This is a genomic window from Amycolatopsis sp. NBC_00438 (assembly GCF_036026695.1).
Lineage (GTDB): Bacteria > Actinomycetota > Actinomycetes > Mycobacteriales > Pseudonocardiaceae > Amycolatopsis.
On sequence record NZ_CP107923.1, the window covers coordinates 3,167,891 to 3,185,169 of the forward strand.

General features: G+C 71.8%; 11 protein-coding genes. 2 read left to right on the top strand and 9 right to left on the bottom strand.

Going from position 1 to position 17,279, the window contains the following annotated elements:
* Positions 1 to 81: 81 nt before the first annotated feature.
* Positions 82 to 3,687 (bottom strand): discoidin domain-containing protein, encoded by a 3,606-nt coding sequence (locus OG494_RS13965; protein WP_328455668.1) that lies wholly within the window; start codon positions 3,685 to 3,687, stop codon positions 82 to 84.
* Positions 3,688 to 4,019: 332 nt separating this feature from the next.
* Positions 4,020 to 4,454 carry a winged helix-turn-helix transcriptional regulator gene (locus OG494_RS13970; protein ID WP_328455670.1) on the bottom strand — a complete coding sequence of 145 codons (435 nt, stop codon included), beginning with the start codon at positions 4,452 to 4,454 and terminating at the stop codon, positions 4,020 to 4,022.
* A gap of 133 nt (positions 4,455 to 4,587) precedes the next feature.
* On the opposite strand from OG494_RS13970, the gene OG494_RS13975 reads away from it, so the two are divergent.
* Positions 4,588 to 5,784 (top strand): thiolase family protein, encoded by a 1,197-nt coding sequence (locus OG494_RS13975; protein WP_328455673.1) that lies wholly within the window; start codon positions 4,588 to 4,590, stop codon positions 5,782 to 5,784.
* Positions 5,785 to 5,796: 12 nt separating this feature from the next.
* On the opposite strand, the gene ligD is transcribed toward OG494_RS13975, so the two are convergent.
* Complete coding sequence (gene ligD / locus OG494_RS13980) at positions 5,797 to 6,738, bottom strand: non-homologous end-joining DNA ligase (RefSeq protein WP_328455675.1); 942 nt, start codon at positions 6,736 to 6,738, stop codon at positions 5,797 to 5,799.
* A gap of 39 nt (positions 6,739 to 6,777) precedes the next feature.
* On the opposite strand from ligD, the gene OG494_RS13985 reads away from it, so the two are divergent.
* On the top strand, positions 6,778 to 7,614 hold the full coding sequence (locus OG494_RS13985; protein WP_328455677.1) for a PHP domain-containing protein: 837 nt from the start codon (positions 6,778 to 6,780) through the stop codon (positions 7,612 to 7,614).
* 207 nt (positions 7,615 to 7,821) lie between these two features.
* Here the strand turns inward: OG494_RS13985 and OG494_RS13990 are convergent, their stop codons facing one another.
* The 6 genes from OG494_RS13990 to OG494_RS14015 all read right to left on the bottom strand — a co-directional run bounded on the left by OG494_RS13990 (position 7,822) and on the right by OG494_RS14015 (position 17,274).
* The gene (locus tag OG494_RS13990) at positions 7,822 to 9,861 is read right to left on the bottom strand and encodes an MDR family MFS transporter (protein ID WP_328455678.1); all 2,040 of its coding nucleotides are present in this window, start codon (positions 9,859 to 9,861) and stop codon (positions 7,822 to 7,824) included.
* A 334-nt stretch (positions 9,862 to 10,195) separates the two neighbouring features.
* A complete protein-coding gene (locus OG494_RS13995) occupies positions 10,196 to 10,651 on the bottom strand; it encodes a GNAT family N-acetyltransferase (RefSeq protein WP_328455680.1) in 456 nt (151 codons plus the stop codon).
* 47 nt (positions 10,652 to 10,698) lie between these two features.
* Positions 10,699 to 11,862, bottom strand: coding sequence for a glycosyltransferase (locus OG494_RS14000; protein WP_328455682.1), 1,164 nt, complete (start codon positions 11,860 to 11,862; stop codon positions 10,699 to 10,701).
* Positions 11,862 to 12,668 (bottom strand): alpha/beta fold hydrolase, encoded by an 807-nt coding sequence (locus tag OG494_RS14005; RefSeq protein WP_328455683.1) that lies wholly within the window; start codon positions 12,666 to 12,668, stop codon positions 11,862 to 11,864. The genes OG494_RS14000 and OG494_RS14005 overlap by 1 nt, the downstream gene beginning before the upstream one ends.
* On the bottom strand, positions 12,665 to 12,970 hold the full coding sequence (locus OG494_RS14010; RefSeq protein ID WP_328455685.1) for an acyl carrier protein: 306 nt from the start codon (positions 12,968 to 12,970) through the stop codon (positions 12,665 to 12,667). The genes OG494_RS14005 and OG494_RS14010 overlap by 4 nt, the downstream gene beginning before the upstream one ends.
* Positions 12,967 to 17,274: a type I polyketide synthase gene (locus OG494_RS14015; RefSeq protein ID WP_328455687.1), complete on the bottom strand. Its 4,308-nt coding sequence runs from the start codon at positions 17,272 to 17,274 to the stop codon at positions 12,967 to 12,969. The genes OG494_RS14010 and OG494_RS14015 overlap by 4 nt, the downstream gene beginning before the upstream one ends.
* Positions 17,275 to 17,279 lie beyond the last annotated feature (5 nt).

A 17,279-nucleotide genomic window follows, 5' to 3' on the forward strand; every position in this document is an offset into this window, starting at 1 on the left:
CATCAACGCCGTCAAGGCCACCTTACGGGCGTCTGTCGCCCGTAAGGTGGCCTTGACGGCACTCTTTTGATCAGGTGCGGGTCAGTTGCGGACGATGGTGAACGTGCTTGTCGTGTTCCGGATGTCCTGGGCGTTGTTGCTCAGCGTGAGCCCGGTGAACGTCGCCGAGCCGACGGCCGGGCCCTGACCCGGTTCCGGCAGCTCGTTGGCCCAGATGCCGATCCCGGACTTCGCGTCGAAGGCGTCCCCGCTGCGCTGGGCCCCGCTGATGTTCACGTTGGTGAACACGGTGTCCTGCACGGAGTTCTGCGGCTGCCCGCCGACGTAGTTCGTCTGGAACATGATCCCGCTGTAGGTCGGGCTCTGGATGTCCACATCGGACACCCGGATCCCGCGGAACTCCTTGGAAGCGGAGAACATCCAGATCGCCGGGAAGGTCTGCTGGCCCCAGAAGTGGCCACCCGCCCGCACGAGCGAGGCGTTCTGGACCGTCGTCGGCTGCGGCCCGAACCCGAGGAACGGGTAGCCGAAGTCGAGCGAGCTGATCGTGATCGCCGAGTACGTCAGCGTGTCCGCGATGTAGAGGTTGCGGAAGGTGTTGTTGTACCCGCCGTAGACCGCCAGCCCGGCCGCGCGCCACGGGGTGAGCGCGGTCAGGTTCTCGAACACGTTGTCGTACTGGTTGCCCTGGTTGATGTCCGTGGCGGCGAACAGCGCGAAGCTGTCGTCACCGGTGGACCGGGCTTCGTCGTTGACGACGTGGTTCCCGGTGCTCCCGTTCGTGAGGTTGATCCCGTCGGCGAACGTGTCGCGGATCCGGGAGTTCTTGATCGTGGTGTTGTCCACATTGGTGCCCCACACCATGACCACCTGGTGCTCCACCCAGATGTTGTCGATCGTCAGGTTGGCGACGTTGGCCAGGTTGAACACCTTGCCGGGGCCGTCGATGCGGGAGGTGTAGTTCCCGAACACCGCGAACCCGCTGACCGTCGACCCGTTGGCGGTCGACTGGACGTCGAAGCCGATGTCGGTGTTCTCCTGCCCGGCGGGCGCGGAGAACTTCGTGAACCACGGCCCGGCGCCGATCAGCGTGATCGCCTTGCCGTAGACGTTCACCTTGCTCGAGAGCGAGTAGTTCCCGGTCGGCAGGTAGACCCCGGTGAGGGTGCTGTCCTGCCGGACCTTGTCCAGGGCGGCCTGGACGTCCTGCTGCGTGAACCCGGCGGGGACGGCGAAGTGCGCCGGGTCCGGGTTCGCCTGCGCGGTGGCCTGCTCGAAGTTCACGAAGTCGATCGCGTAGTTCGTGCTGTTCGCCGCGTCCTTCTGCAGTTTGATCCTGCTGCCCGCCGGCACGGTGGTGCCGAGCAGCGCGCTGGCCTCGTCGTAGATGTGGCGCGGCCCGGTGCCCGGCGAGTTGCCCGGGCCGGTTTCGGCGCCGTAGAGCCACGCGTAGTGCGAGGTCAGGTCGATCGCCTTGAGGAAGGTGCCGTTGACGTAGACGTCGATCGTCGAGTTGATCCCGCCGCCACCCGCGGAGTCCGGGATGGAGAAGCGCGTGACCAGCGTGTTCGTCGCCGACCGCGTGGTGAACTCCACCGACGAGCCGGTCGAGTTCAGCGTGACGGCCTTGCGCCCGGACGCCTCGCCGGTGAGGTCGCCGATGGTGCGGTTCGGGCCGACCACGGCCGCGCCGCCCGCGAGGACGCCGTCCTCGGCTTCGTACATGTCGTAGGGCATGTTGGCGCCCTGGCCGACGAACAGCGACTGCGAGCTGGTGTTGTTGGCCTGCTTCACCGGCAGCTCGTTGGCGTCGTTCGCGACGACCGTCTTCACGGTGTACTTGCCGTTGGCCGCCGTCCACGTGCCGACGTTCACCGGCGACGCCGTGGCCCCGGCCGCGATCGCGCCGGTGTACGAGCCGGTCAGCGTCTTCACGACGGTGCCATTCGTGTCGGTGAGCGTCACGGTCACGCCGTGCGCACCGGACGCCGACGCGATCGTGCCCTGGTTGCGCAGCGTCACGCTGAAGGTCACCGTGTTGCCCGCCGACGGGGTGTTCGGCGACCAGCCGGTCGCCGCGACGAGGTCGGAGCTCTGCACCGGGCTGACGACGAGCGCCGTCGAGCCGGTGAACGAGTTGTTGTTCTCGTTCTGCTCGATCACGGCGTTGGCCTCGTCGACCTTCGCGGTCAGCTGGTAGCTGCCCGCGTTCTGGGCGCCGATGTTCGCCGACACCGTCGTCGACGCTCCGGCCGCCAGCGCGCCGACCGCGGCGGTGCCGACCTTCGTGGTGCCGAGGTAGAGGTTGACGTTCGTCGCGCCCGCGGCCACCGTGCCGGCGTTGCGGACGGTCGCCGACGCGGTGATCGCGTCGGACTCCACCGGGTTCTGCGGCGACCAGGAGACGCCCGACACCGTGAGGTCCGGGTTGGGCGCGGGGACGCCGATCACCTGGAACTCCGCGGCCTGCCCACCGCCGGCGCCGGAGTTGGCGGTGACGCGCAGCCGGACGTCGGCGACGCGGCCGCTCAGCGGGATGGTGACGCTGTTCCCGGTGCTGGGGTTGAAGTTGTACGTCTGCGCGGCGGCCAGCGTGGTGAACGTCGAGGACGCCTGCTCACGGCCTTCGACGGCGATGGTCTGGGTGCGCGGGCCCCACGAGGCGTCCGGGTTGAGCTTGACGACGACCTGGCTGAGGTCGGCGTTGGAGCCGAGCCCGACGGTCAGCAGGTTCGGGTAGGTCCCGCCGCCGCCCTCCCAGTAGGTGCTGGTCGAGTTGTCGTTCGCGTTGGCCGCGACGAACGTGAACTCCGTCGACGACGCCGTGATCGGCTTGCCGACCGCGAGGTTCGTGCCGACCTGGGTGCCGTTGCGCGTCACCGTGTTGCTGTTCGCCGACTGGTTGCCCGCGGCGTCGTGGGCGCGGACGTAGTAGGCCACGGTCGTGCCGTCGGGCTGGTTGTCCGTGTAGGTCAGGACGTTCCCGGCGACGCTGCCGCGCAGCGCGTTGTTCGCGTAGACGTCGTAGCCGGTGACGCCGATGTTGTCGGTCGAGGCCGACCAGGTGAGCCGGAGCTGGCCGCTCGCGGGCGCGGTGTAGGCGAGGTTGCCGGGCGCGGACGGCGGCTGCGTGTCACCGCCGGAGGTGCTGCCGTGCACCTCGAACTCGGACAGCTGTGCGGCCGGCCAGCCGGTGTTGGCGGTGACGTTCAGCCGGACGTAACGGGCACTGGCGGTGAGGTTGATCGTCACGGTGTTGGCCGAGGCCGGGTCGAACCGGTAGCCGGCCGACGCGACGACGTCGCTGAAGCTCGTGCCGTTCGTGCTGCCCTGCACGGTGAGGGTTTCGGTGCGCGCCTCCCAGCCGGCGGGCAGCTTGAGCACGACCTGCGCGACGTTCGTGGTGGCGCCGAGGTCGGCCTGGATCCACTGCGGGAACTGGTTGTTCGCGCTTTCCCAGTAGGTGGCCTGGTTGCCGTCGCCGATGTTCGACGCGGGGTATTCGCCGAGCTGGCTGCTGGCGGTGTAGGTCGCGGAGGCGGCTTGGGCGGCGGCCTGGACCGCTTGGTCCACCGCGGGGACGGCGGTCGCGGCCGGGGCGCCGCTCGCCGCGACGGCGGGTGCCGCCAGGAGCAGGGACAGGGCGGCGTAGGTCGCCGCGCGCGACAGGAGTCGCTTCGTTCTCATTGAGGTTCCTCTGATCCGGGGAAGAGGGAGACGCGGGGAGCGAGGACCGGCCCGCGGGGCGCGGGCACGGCGGAGACCGGGGAACGGGCGGGCGCGACCGGCCGGGTCGGAGGCGCGCGCGGGCAGGGCGAAGCAGCCGTCATGGACACCTCGGCGTTGAGGAGCTGGGCGGGATCTTCCTGACTGCTGCCTCGATTTCTCGGACACTTGTCAGGTTCTTGCACTGATTCGTTCAAGAGTTACAGTGACGGGGGTCTCAAGTCAACGCCCAAACGGCCGGAAGGCCCCCTCGCGAGTGCGAGGGGGCCTTCCGGGAGAACGGAGGTCGGACGTCAGCGCACGGCGCCCAGCCGGATCGCGTGGGTGCCCGGCGCGTTGACCGGCTCGCCGCAGTGCTCGCACACGGTCACCGCGCGCAGTTCGGCACCGCAGGCGTGGCGCCAGAGCGTGGGCGGTTCGCCCTGGTGGACGTACTTGTCGCCCCAGGCCATCAGGCCCAGCAGGATCGGCTGCAGCGCGCGGCCGGCTTCGGTCGGGTAGTACTCGTGACGCGGCGGGTGGGCCTCGTACTGGACCTTCTCGAGCACGCCCGCGTCGACGAGCTTGCGCAGCCGCGCGGCGAGGATGTCGCGGCTCGCGCCGGTGTTCTCGGCGATCTGGTTGAACCGCCGCTCCCCCAGCATGATCTCGCGCAGGGCCAGCAGGCTCCACCGCTCGCCGACGACCTCGAGAGCCTCCGCCACCGAGCATTCACGACCACGCCGCACGACGTCACCTCCACGGGTTGAAAATCCAACCTAGCACGTCAAGGTCGTGTGACGTGTCGAACAGGTAAGTTGTGGAATCCAACCTGCCGGCGTATACCGAACCTATCCCCCGATCTGCGAGGAGGCAGACGCCATGACGGACGCGGTGATCGTCGACGCGGTACGGACCCCCATCGGCAAGGGCAAGCCGAACGGGACACTGGCCGGGGTGCACCCGGTCGACCTGCACGCCCACGCGCTCCGCTCGCTCGTCGAGCGCACCGGCGTCGACCCGGCCCGGATCGACGACGTCATCAGCGGTGCCGTCGGCCAGATCGGCGAGCAGAGCATGAACACCGCCCGCTGGGCCGCGCTCGCCGCCGGCCTGCCGGAGTCGGTGCCCGCCGTGACCGTGGACCGGCAGTGCGGCAGCAGCCAGCAGGCCGTCCACTTCGCCGCGCAGGGAGTCATCGCCGGCGCGTACGACGTGGTGATCGCGTCCGGCGTCGAGTCGATGAGCCGGGTGCCGATGGGCAGCCAGGTCGCCGGGCGCGACCCGTTCGGCCCGCAGGTCGCCGCGCGTTACCCGGACGGCCTCGTGCCGCAGGGCATCAGCGCCGAACTGATCGCGGCCAAGTGGGGCCTCGGCCGCGCGCGGCTGGACGAGTTCTCCGCCGAAAGCCACCAGCGGGCCGCGAAGGCGTGGGCCGACGGCAAGTTCGCCCGCGAGGTCGCACCGCTCAAAGCTCCCGGACCCGACGGCGTCCTCGTCGACGTCACGACCGACGAAACCGTCCGGCCGGGCACCACCCCGGAGATCCTCGCCGGGCTGAAGCCGGCGTTCCGCGCCGACGTCTGGGAGCGGAGCTTCCCGGACCTGGACTGGCGCGTCACGGCGGGCAACTCCTCGCCGATCAACGACGGTGCCGCCGCGCTCATGATCACCAGCAGCGAGACGGCCGCGGCGCTCGGATTGCGTCCGCGAGCGAGGATCCGGAACTTCGCCGTGGTCGGCGACGACCCGCTGTACATGCTCACCGGCGTCATCCCGGCGACCCGCAAGGTCCTGGACCGGGCCGGGCTTTCGGTGTCCGACATCGACGCCTTCGAGGTCAACGAGGCGTTCGCCAGCGTCGTGCTGGCCTGGCAGGCCGAGATCGGCGCGGACCTGGCGAAGGTCAACGTCCACGGCGGCGCGATCGCGCTCGGCCACCCCCTCGGCGGCAGCGGCGCGCGGCTGATGACGACGCTGCTGTCGGTGCTGGAGGAAACCGGCGGCCGCTACGGCCTGCAGACGATGTGCGAGGCGGGCGGCCTCGCCAACGCGACGATCATCGAACGCCTCGACTGATCGGGTCTGCCGTCAGTCTTCGGGCGGCTCTTCGACGCCGTCGCGGTCGGCCCACTCCAGCAGGGTGTCGAGGGAGAACACGGCGTCGTCGATGCCCGCGTGGAGGTCACCCAGCTCGGCGAAGCGGGCCGGGACGGTCGCGATGGTGAAGTCACCGGGCTCGGCGTCGTCGATCTCGTCCCAGCGGATCGGCGTCGAGACGGTGCCCTCCGGGTTGCCGCGCACCGAGTAGGCGCTGGCGATCGTGTGGTCGCGCGCGTTCTGGTTGTAGTCGACGAACAGCGTGCGCGGGTCGCGGTCCTTGCGCCACCAGGTCGTCGTCACCTCGTCGGGCGCGCGCCGTTCCACTTCGCGGGCGAAGGCGAGTGCCGCGCGGCGGACGTCGGAGAAGCCCCAGCGCGGCTCGATCCGGACGTAGACGTGCAGCCCCCGCCCGCCGGACGTCTTGGGCCAGCCGACGGCACCCAGCTCGTCGAGGACTTCGTGCGCCACGTGCGCGACCCGGCGGACGCGGTCGTAACCGCACTCGGGCATCGGGTCGAGGTCGATGCGCCACTCGTCGGGCTTTTCGGTGTCCGCACGGCGGGAGTTCCACGGGTGGAACTCCACTGTGGACATCTGCACCGCCCAGGCGACGTGCGCCAGCTCGGTGACGCACAGCTCGTCGGCGTGCCGGTTGTAGCGCGGGAAGTCCACCCGGACGGTCTCCAGCCACGGCGGCGCGCCGTTCGGGACGCGCTTCTGGTGCACCTTCTCCCCCGCCACCCCGGACGGGAAGCGGTGCAGCATGCACGGCCGCTCGCGCAGGGCGTTGACGATGCCGTCGCCCACCGAGAGGTAGTAGTCGACCAGGTCGAGCTTGGTCTCGCCGCGAGCCGGGAAGTACACCCGGTCCGGGTTCGAGATCCGCACGGTGTGCGGCCCGACCTCCAGCTCAACCGCCTTCTGCGCCATACCGAGACGCTAGCCCAAAAACCGCGTTACGGTGATCCGGTGAGTCTGCCGCCGGACGGCCACGTCCACACCGAATGGTCCTGGGACACGGTCACCGGGTCGATGCTCGGCTCGTGCGAACGCGCACTGGAGCTGGGGCTGCCGTCGGTCGCGTTCACCGAGCACGCGGACCTCACGCCGTGGCTGATCCCGGAGCCGATCCGCCCGCAGCTGCCGGACCACTTCCGGGTGCGGCTGCGCCCGGACGGCGTCCTCGAGCCGCCCGACCTGGACGTCCCGGGCTACCTGGCGTGCGTCGAGGAGTGCCGCGAGCGGTTCCCGGACCTGCGGATCCTGTCCGGAGTGGAGCTGAGCGAGCCGCACTGGCACCGCTCGCGCGCGGACGCCCTCCTGGCTTCTCACGACTTCGACCGCGTGCTGGGCTCGGTGCACTCGCTGCCGGGCGACGACGGACACCACCAGGAGCTGACGGTGGTGTCCGGCCCGCCGGCGGACATCCTGCGCGCGTACCTGACGGAAGTGCTGGGCTTGGTCGAGTCGACGGCCGACTTCGCGGTACTCGCGCACATCGACTACGCCCTGCGCTCGTGGCCCGCCGAAGGCCCGCCGTTCGTGGCAGCGGACTTCGAGGAGGAGTTCCGGACGGTGCTGCGCGCCCTGGCCACCAGCGGACGGGCGCTGGAGGTCAACACAAAGGTGCCGCTACCGGGCGAAGTGGTCCGCTGGTGGTTCGACTTGGGTGGCGAAGCGGTCGCCTTCGGCAGCGACGCCCACGAGCCGGGCCTGGTCGGCCACGGCTTCGCGACGGCCGCGGCCCTGGTGGAATCGTGCGGCTTCCGCCCCGGCCAAACCCCGCACGACTTCTGGCGCCGCTGACGTCACTTTCACGTGAAAGTGCCATCCCCAGGTGGTCACTTTCACGTGAAAGTGCCGCAGACTCCCGCCGTCACCCGAATGCGCCCGCCCCAGTGACGGCCCGGACGTCACTTTCCCTAGGAAAGATGCGTCTCGGGGCCGCCTGGACGCATCTTTCCTAGGGAAAGTGGCGCTTTGCGCAGCAAAGCTTCACTCGAACGTGGTGGGTCAGGCCAGGGCGTGGCGGCCGTAGGCGCGGACTTCCGTGCTCTGGTCCAGCAGGCGGGTGGCCACCCGGCCGATCGCGGCGTCCAGTTCGGCGCGGTCGCCCGTGCCCCAGTCGCCGAGACGGGACGCCAGCCAGTCGTGCCACGCGCGGACCACCTTGGCGAACTCCTCGCGACCCGCCTCCGTCAGCTCCCAGCCGCCGCTCGCGTACCGCAGGTGGCCGGTCAGCTCCAGGCGGTTGAACGCCGGCTCCAGCACCGGTGCCGGGACGCCGAAGTGCTCGCCGATCGCCCGGAGTGTGGCCGGTTCGCCGCGGCGTTCGCGCAGGTGGACCTGCAGCAGGCACCAGATGCCGCCCTCGTCGAGGTCGCTGCCGGCGCGCTCGACGATCGCCGGGGCGACCGTGCGGCGCTCGCGGAAGAAGAGCGTCGCGACGGCGCGTTCCAGCTCGCGGTCGTCCGTGCGGGCCTCCGGCATCGCGAAGCCGTCGCCGAGGTCCGGCGCCGCGGCACGCGCGGTGTCGCGCAGCGGGACCTCCTTGAGGAAGAACGCCAGCGCGAACGCCACGAGACCGACCGGCGCGGCGGCGAGGAACACGACGTGCAGCGAGTCGCTGTAGGCCTGGATCACCGGCGCCGACACGGAGTCCGGCAGCGCGTGCAGGGCGCTCGGGATCTGCGTCACCCGTGGATCGACGCCGGGTGGCAGCGGATGGGCGGCCACCGCCGCGGCCAGGTTCGGCGCCAGCTGGTTCGCGTACACCGTCCCGAAGATCGCCGCGCCGAACGAGCTGCCGATCGACCGCAGGAACGTGACGCCCGAGGTGGCGACGCCGAGGTCGGCGTAGTCGACGGTGTTCTGCACGGCGATGGTCAGCACCTGCATGCCGAGCCCGATGCCGAACCCGAGCACGGCCATGTAGGCCGACGCCTCCCAGAACCCCGTGTCCGTGTCGAGCCGGGAGAGCAGGTACAGCCCGATCGTCATCCCCGCGGCGCCGACCAGCGGGAAGATCTTGTAGCGCCCGGTCTTGCTGACGGCGTTGCCCGCGGCGATCGACGCCACCAGCAACGCCAGCACCATCGGCAGCAGCCGGACCCCCGACGTCGTCGCCGATGTGCCCTGGACGTACTGCATGTACGTCGGCAGGTAGGACAGCGCGCCGAGCATCGCGAACCCGACGACGAAGCTCATGATGCCGCCGACGGTGAACACGGGGTTCCGGAACAGCCGCATCGGCAGCATCGGTTCCTTCGCCCGTAGTTCCACGAAGACGAACGCCGCGAGCAGTACCACCGAGCCGATCGCCATCCCGATGATCGCCGGCGAGCCCCACGCGTACTGCGTGCCGCCCCAGCTGGTGACGAGCGTCAGCCCGGTCGCGGCCAGGCCGATGAGCAGGATGCCGAGGTAGTCGATCACCGGCTTGACCGCGGCGCGCGCGTTCGGCATCGCCGAGGACGCGACGATCAGCACGACGATGACCAGCGGGATGTTGACGTAGAACGCCCACCGCCACGACAGGTGGTCGACGAAGAACCCGCCCAGCATCGGGCCGGCGACGGTCACCACGCCGAACACCGAGCCGAGCACACCCTGGTACTTGCCGCGTTCGCGCAGCGGGACGACGTCGGCGATGAGCGCGGTCGAGGTGACCATCAGCCCGCCGCCGCCGAGGCCTTGCACCGCGCGCCAGACGATCAGCCAGACCATGCTGTCGGCGAACCCGGCGCAGAACGAGCCGATGCCGAAGACGATCACCGACAGCTGGAACATCAGCTTGCGGCCGAACAGGTCGCCGAGCTTGCCGACGACCACGGTCATGATCGTCTCGGCCAGCAGGTAGGACGTGACGACCCAGGACAGGTGCCCGGCGCCCCCGAGGTCGCCGACGATGGTGGGCAGCGCCGTCCCGACGATGGTCTGGTCGAGCGCGGCCAGCAGCATGCCGAGCAGCACGGCGCCGAAGACGGCGTTGACCCGCCCCTTGCTCAGCTGTGCGGGCGCCGGCTCGTGGGCGACCTCCGCGGTGGCCGTCATGGCACCCTCCTCGCTCGGCCTCCCAAGCTAGTGCGCGGGAGCGGCCGACGCGGAGTCCACTGTGGAGAGTCACCCGTTCCGGTGAAACGTCGGAGGGTCCCGGGGCGGCGGTTCCAGCGCTCCGGCGAGTTCGGCACAGCGGCTACATGAGTCTGCCGCGGCTTGTCGTGAGTGTTTAGGGCGGTTCTAACCGCCCTAAACACTCACGACAAGCATGAGCGCGCAAGCCGTCAGCCGACGTCGGTCGGCGCCACGGTCTCGTGGGCCGGCTCCGCGTCGACGTCGTCGACCACGACTGCCCGGCCGTCCGGGATTCCCTTGGCCCGAGCACGGCTCAGGCGGTCCGCCGCAACGTGATGTCGAACGGCTCGAAGCCCTGGGCCCGGTAGAACTCCAGCGCGCCTCGGTTCGCCGCGAACGCCTTGACCCTCGTCTCGTTCGCCCCGTTTTCCGCCGCCCAGGCGAAGAAGGCGGCCACGAGCTCGCTGCCGACCCCGGCGCGGCGGTGGCCGGGGTCGACCCGCAGGCTCTCCAGATCCGCCGTCACGGCGCCCGGCCGCAGCGGGTTCGGCCGGCACAGCCGCCCCACCAGGTGGCCACCGCCGCCGGCGGCCAGCAGGCAGAGGCAACCCGGATCCTTGACGAGGTCGACGTAGTAGGCCGTGCCCTCGCGAGCCGGCCAGCCGGTGTCCATGAACGGGTCGCGGACACCGCCGTCCTCGGCGAACAGCCCCGCCACCGACGCGACGAGCTGGAGTACTTCTTCGGGCGTGCACACGGAGACTGTCATGCCGGACACCGTAACCCGGCCATTTTTTCCGTGTAAATAACAACCTTTCACGGCCGCAGGTGCGCCAGGCTCTCCAGCGCGAGCTGCTCCAGGTGCCCCGCCGCGGCCGGGCTGCCGCCCGCGGCGCGGAACGACGCCGCCAGCGTCTCGGCGGCCCGGCGGTACGACGGCTCGGCCAGCACCTCGTCGACCGCAGCCCCGATCCGGTCCGCGTCGGCCCGGCCGAACCGCAGGCGGACGCCCGCGCCTGCCGCGGCCACCTGGGCGGCCACGATCGGCTGGTCGTCGCGGATCGGCGCGACCACCAGCGGCAGGCCGTGCCAGAGCGACTCGCAGACGGTGTTGTGCCCCGCGTGGCACAGCACGGCGTCGACGCGCTCCAGCAGCGGCAGCTGCGGGACCCGCGGCCGCACCAGGACGTTCGGCGGAACGGCCCCGAGCGCTCCGCCCGGGTCCACGACGACGGCCCGGGCGGCCCGTCCGGCGAAGGCATCCACAGTGGACGCCAAAAAAGCGGTGCCCGCGTCGGTGTTCGCGGTGCCGAGCGTGACGAGCACGGTGGGCCGGTGCGGTTCGAGCCACTCCCACGGGAAGTCCGTTGTGGACAGACGGCCGGTGACGGACGGCCCGACCAGCCGGACGTTCGGCGGCAGCGCGACCGCGCCGAGCAGTTCGCGGGTGGTGAAGGCGAGCACGCCGTGCGGTGAAAACCTCGGGTCCGCCGGGCCGCCGCCGATCCGCGAGCGCAGCCCGTCGAGCAGCCCGGCCACCCAGTCCGCGACCTTCGGCATCCCGGCGAGGGGGTCGACCAGCTCGGCCGACGTCGTCGCGGAGGTGACCCACGGCAGGCCGCGGGCGTCGGCGAGCAGCCCGCCGGCGAGGGCCTGCTGGTCGGCGACGACCACGTGCGGCCCGAACGCGTCGATCGCCGCGGCCACGCCGGGCGCCATCGCGTCGGCCAGCGGGACGAGGAAGTCCTGCCAGAGGAACCGCAGCGCGGCGGGTCCCTTCAGCTCGGGCGGCCGCTCCGGCGCGTCCGGCGGCAGCGCGCAGGAGAACACGAGCGCGTCCGGGCCGGCCAGGTGCCACAGCAGCTCGTCGTGCCCGGCCCAGGCGACCTCGTGGCCGCGCGCGGTGAGCTCGGCGGCCACCCCGGCGGCCGGGTTGACGTGCCCGACCAGCGGCGGGACGACGAACAGGAAGCGGGCCACTACCGCACCCGGGCCGGGAGCCAGGAGACGTCGCGGACCCACTCGAAGATCAGCTCGATGGTCTCGGCGGTCCGCTCGACCAGCACCGAGTGGCCTTGGTCGGGCAGCACGACGGTCCGGCAGTGGTCGAGGTGTTCCTCGAAGTGCGGCACCTGCGCGGCCAGCCCCGAGTCGCCGCCGAAGAGGGCGAACACCGGGCAGCGGACGTCCGAGAGGTCCGCGTCGATGGTCGCGCTGCGCGGGATGTCGTCGGCGATCGTGGTCGTCTGGAGGATCCGGTTGGCCGCCTTGGACAGCCGCGCGGTGTGCGCGCCGTGGTTGTCCTTGATCCAGCCGATCACGTCGGCGATGGCGAGGCGGGTCTTCGCGTCGGCGAGGCCGTCGGCCATGTGCCGCGTCCACGCCGCCGTCGGTGGCTCGGCCTCGATGGCGATGACGCTGGCGACGCGGTCGGGCCGGGCGGCGGCCAGCCCGAAAGCCACCGAACCGCCGAACGAGTTGCCGATGACGTGCACCGGCCGGGTGATCCCGAGCGCGTCGAGGACGTCGACCAGGTCGACGACGAACGATTCGAGGCGGTAGCCGCTCTCGGGTCGGGTCGTGCGGCCGTGCCCGCGCAGGTCGTACATCAGCACGTCGAGGCCGCGTTCGGCGAAGGCCGGCCCGAGGGTGAAGTAGTAGCTGGCGAGGCTGTCGGTGAGCAGGCCGTGGACGCACACCACGATCGGCGCGTCGCCGTCGAGCGGGACGTCGGGGGTCAGGCGCTGGACGTGGACGTCGAGCTCGCCCGCCCGGATCCGGCTCACGGTCGCTCCCGCAGCGAGGCGACGATGTAGCGCACCAGCTCGCCGACGGTCAGCGCGATGATCTCGTCGAGGTCGCGCTCGGCGATGAACGTCGCGAAGTTGACGCGCTCGCCGTAGTGCTCGCGCAGCTGCCCGGACAGCGCCACGAGGTCGACGCTCTCCAGCTCGAGGTCGTCGTGGAACGTGGTGTCCATGGTGATCTCCGCGTCGTCGAGGCCGTACTCCTCGAGCAGCTCACGCAGCATTCCGCCGAGCTGAGCGAGCACCGCCGCCTCGCCGGTGGCCGTCGTCTCGATGCTCATTCCGCAGTCTCCTTCGTCTCCTCGGTCCAGGCCACGACGTACCGGCGCGGCGGTGCGCCCGGCAGGTTCGCGGTCTCGGTGCAGCGGACGTGGTGGTCGCGCCCGGCCACCCGGACGGTCAGGTCTTCCGGGGCCGCCGCGACGACCTCGAAGTCGCGGGGTTCGCCCCGCAGCCCGGTGCCGCGCAGTTTCGCGACGGCTTCCTTCGCGGTCCAGAACCGGGCGAACCAGACGTCCGGATCGCCCTCCTGGGCCGCGAACAGCGCTCGTTCGGCCGGCCCGAACGCGGCGTCCACAGTGGACTCCGCGCGCGGCGCGATCTCTTCGACGTCGATCCCGCACGGGCCGTACCTCGCGATCGCCACGCCGGCCTCGGCGCGGTGGGCCACCGAGATCGTCACCTCCGGCAGCTCCCGGCCGTACGCGCCGGTCGCGTGGGGGCGGCCCGCGTCGTCGTTGCCGATGCTCAGCTCGGCCGGGAACATCTCGGGTTCGCCGCGCGCCCAGAGGAACTGGCGGACGGCGTCCTTCGCGGCGATCCGGCCGAGCAGCCATTGACGGCGGCCGCGCGGTGGGCGCCGGTCGTAGGCGCCGCGGTCCGGGCCGGCGAGGTAGTTGCGCATGATCAGCTCGCGCGTCGCCAGGTCCGGCCACTGCTCGTGCACCAGCGCCCAGCCGCCGGGTTGTTCTTTCGACAGCGTCGAGCGCTCGGGGGTCCGGTCGGCCTGGCGGATCTCCGGGTTGCTGTCGAACCGGCGGTCACGCCAGCCGGTGAACTCGGCCCAGACCTGTCCCTTGTGGACAAGCTGCATGTCGGCGTCGAGGAATTCGTCGGTCAGGGAGGTGATCTTGACCAGGCACTCCAGCCGCTCCCCCGGCGCCGGGTGCGGGCCGTGGAACCGGATCTCGCGCATCGCGACCGGGAAGACGGTGGTGCGTTCCGGCAGCCGGGACATGATCCAGTAGCCGAGCACCTGGCCGACGTTGTCGAGCAGCGCGCCGGGCGCGGCCGGGGTGGTGAGCACGGCGCGGACGTGCCGTTCGCCGACCGCGGTCAGCTCGGTGACCCCCTGGAAGCGCGGGCCGTGGAACATCCAGCGGTCGTCGTACAGCTCGCGAGCCCGGGTCCCGGGGACTTCCTCGGCCGACGCCGGGAAACACCACGGCGCAACGCCGGCGGCCGGATAGGACCCGGCCAGCTCGACGACGGCTTGGGAGTAGCTGCCCAGCGCAGCGAACACCCGGTCATGACCTCGGGGCACGACGTGCACCGGCACGGTGACCGCCGGGATCGCCGTGATCCACTGGTTCAGCCGGACGTCGTGGACCGCGACCGCGCGGCGGCCGGGCGCGGCCTGCTCGGCGAAGCCCATCAGGTGGTCGATCACCGTGGTCGCGGGCACGACGGGCCAGCGGTCGCCGGGGTCGGCCCGCGGCGGCTGCTTGAAGAAGCAGTGGTCGAGCAGGTACGGCATCGTCTCGACCGAGACGTCCAAGGTGGTCCGCAGCTCGACCGGCGGCGGCAGCCGCCGGGACGTGCTCTTCCGCCCGCCGAGCACTGTGGACGCCAGATTCGCGGTGTCCCGCAACAGGGCCGCGAACTCGTCCGCCAGGGGTCCCTTCCCGGCCAGGACGTCCACAGTGGACGCTTGGGTCAGGCGGGCGCCGACTTGCGCGCGGGTCCGGTCGTCGAGGGTGATGACGTGCCCGCCGAGGTCGAGCTTGACGGCCTTGCGAATCGCGGCCCGGGCCTGGCCCGGCAGGGCCGTGCCGTCGAGGGACGCGCCCTCGGCCCACAACGCCGTGGCGACGCGCAGCAGCTGGGCGAGGCCGGGCCGGTGCGGCGAGTGCGCGGCGACGACGAGGTGGTCCTTGCCGTGCAGGGTGTCGCCGATGAGCGAGCCGAGCTGACCGGCGCCGACCTGCACGAACGCCCGGAACCCGGCCGCGTGCAGCGTCTCGGCGAGCGGCCGGAACCGGACCGGTTCGAGCAAGTGCCGCACGAACAGCGCACGGACGTCGGCCTCGGCGGCCGGATACTCCGAGACCGTCGTCGCGGACCAGATCGGCACCCGCGGCGGGTGCAGGGTGAAGCCGTCGGCGGCCTCGCGGATCGGGCCGAGGTAGGGCCGCAGCATCGGGGTGTGGAAGCCGGACCGGAACGGCAGGACCTGGGAGACGGTCCCGGCTTCCCGGAACGTCTTCACGAGCGCGTCCACGGCCGCGGCGGGACCGCAGACCATCGCCTGGTTCGGGGAGTTGTCGTGGGAGAGCACGACGTCGTCACGCCCGCCCAGCTCGGCGAGCACCCGGGGTGCCGGAGCGCCGATCGCCGCGAAGGCCAGGCCCGGCACGACCAGGCTGTCCGGGTCGAACCCGGCGAGGAAGGCGTCGATCTCGGCCGCCGTGTGCATCCCGGCCGCGGCCATCGCGGTCCATTCGCCGAGGCTGTGGCCGGCGACGGCGTCCGGCGTCACGCCCATCCGCCGCAGGGCCGCTTCCAGGAGCCGGCCCAGCTCGAACACGGCGGCGCCCTGGCGGCCGACGTCGCCGACCGCGGCGTCGGAATGCTGCCACGGAAGGTCGAAGTGACGGGCGACGTCTCCGCAGTTCAGGGCCAGTTCGGCCTCCAGCCCGGGGAAGACGAACGCGATTTTGCCCCCGCCCGGGCCGAGCAACGGCCGGTCGGTGAACCAGACGTCGTTGCGGCCGCGCCACGGCCGGCCCCGGCCGACGGCCTTGCGGGCCAGGGCCAGGCGTTTCTCGGTCGGGTCGACGATGCCGAGCCGCACGGGCCCGGCGCCCTCCGGCGCGGTGAGCACCGCGCGATCCGGTCCGGACAAGACCTCACGCAGCGCTTCGACGGTCGGCGCGGCGAGCCGCAGCACGCGTTCGGCCTCACGCACGACGACCGGGGCGGCCCGGTCGGGGGCCTGCTCCAGCACGACGTGGGCATTGATGCCGCCGAACCCGAACGCGTTGACCCCGGCGCGGCGCACGGCCGCGTCCCACGGGCGTGCGGTGTCCAAAGTGGAGAAACGGGTCTTTGCGAGGGCGGGGTTCGGGTCGTCGCAGTGCAACGTCGGCAGCAGGACCCCGTGGTGGACGGCGAGCGCGGCCTTCACCAGCCCGGCCACGCCGGCCGCGGGCATCGTGTGGCCGATCATCGACTTCACCGAGCCGAGCACCGCGCTGCCGTCCCGGCCGAACACCTCGGCGAGCGTGGTGAGCTCGGCGGCGTCACCGGCCGGGGTCGCCGTGCCGTGCGCTTCGAGCAGGCCCAGCGAGTCCGGGTCCCGCGGGTCGAGCCCGGCCGCGGCCCAGGCCTGGCGGACGGCGCGGACCTGGCCGCCGGAGTCCGGGTTGGCCAGGCTGGCGGTCCGCCCGTCCGAGCCGACGCCGGTGCCGGTGACCACGGCGTAGACGCGGTCACCGTCGCGCTGGGCGTCGACGAGCCGCTTGAGCACGACGACGCCGGTGCCCTCACCGATCAGCACACCGTCGGCGTCGCGGTGGAACGGCCGGATGCGCTCGGACGGCGACAGCGCGCCGAGCTGGGTGAACACGCTCCAGAACGTGATGTCGTGGCAGTGGTGCACACCGCCGGCGAGCACGACGTCACAGCGGCCGGAGGCGAGTTCGCGCACGGCGTGGTCGACCGCGATCAGCGACGACGCGCACGCGGCGTCCACGGTGTACGCCGGACCGCGCAGGTCGAGCCGGTTGGCGACGCGGGACGCGGCCAGGTTGGGCACGAGCCCGATCGCGGATTCCGGCGCCTCCGGGCCGAGCTGGTCGGTGAAGGCCTGCCGGACGGCGTCGAGGCGGTCGGCGTCGAGCTCCGGCAGCAGCTCGCCGAGGGTGCGCACAAGCTGGCTCGCGGTGCGGACGCGCTGGTCGAGCCGGACCAGGCCGGGCGTCAGGTACCCGCCGCGGCCGAGGATGACGCCGACCCGGGAGCGGTCGCCGGGCAGCCGGTCGGGGCCGCCGGCGTCGGCCAGGGCCTGCGCCGCGACCCGCAGCGCGATCAGCTGGTCGGGCTCGGTGGCGGGGATCGAGTTGGGCATGATCCCGAACCCGGTGACGTCCACTTCGGCCAGTTCGTCGACGAACCCGCCGCGCCGGCAGTAGATCCGGTCGGCGCGCCGCTCGGCGTCCGGGGCGTAGTGCGCGCCGTCCCACTTCCCCGCCGGGACCTCGGTGATGGCGTCGACGCCGCCGACGAGGTTGCGCCAGTAGGTGTCGAGGTCCGGCGCGCCGGGCAGGAGCACCGACATCCCTACGATCGCCACGGGGTCCGGCATCCGCG

Coding starts and splice junctions, on each gene's coding strand:
- OG494_RS13990 (WP_328455678.1), bottom strand. CDS start 9,861: ATGACGGCCACCGCGGAGGTCGCCCACGAGCCGGCGCCCGCACAGCTG.
- OG494_RS14015 (WP_328455687.1), bottom strand. CDS start 17,274: ATGCCGGACCCCGTGGCGATCGTAGGGATGTCGGTGCTCCTGCCCGGC.
- OG494_RS13965 (WP_328455668.1), bottom strand. CDS start 3,687: ATGAGAACGAAGCGACTCCTGTCGCGCGCGGCGACCTACGCCGCCCTG.
- OG494_RS13975 (WP_328455673.1), top strand. CDS start 4,588: ATGACGGACGCGGTGATCGTCGACGCGGTACGGACCCCCATCGGCAAG.
- ligD (WP_328455675.1), bottom strand. CDS start 6,738: ATGGCGCAGAAGGCGGTTGAGCTGGAGGTCGGGCCGCACACCGTGCGG.
- OG494_RS14010 (WP_328455685.1), bottom strand. CDS start 12,970: ATGAGCATCGAGACGACGGCCACCGGCGAGGCGGCGGTGCTCGCTCAG.
- OG494_RS13995 (WP_328455680.1), bottom strand. CDS start 10,651: ATGACAGTCTCCGTGTGCACGCCCGAAGAAGTACTCCAGCTCGTCGCG.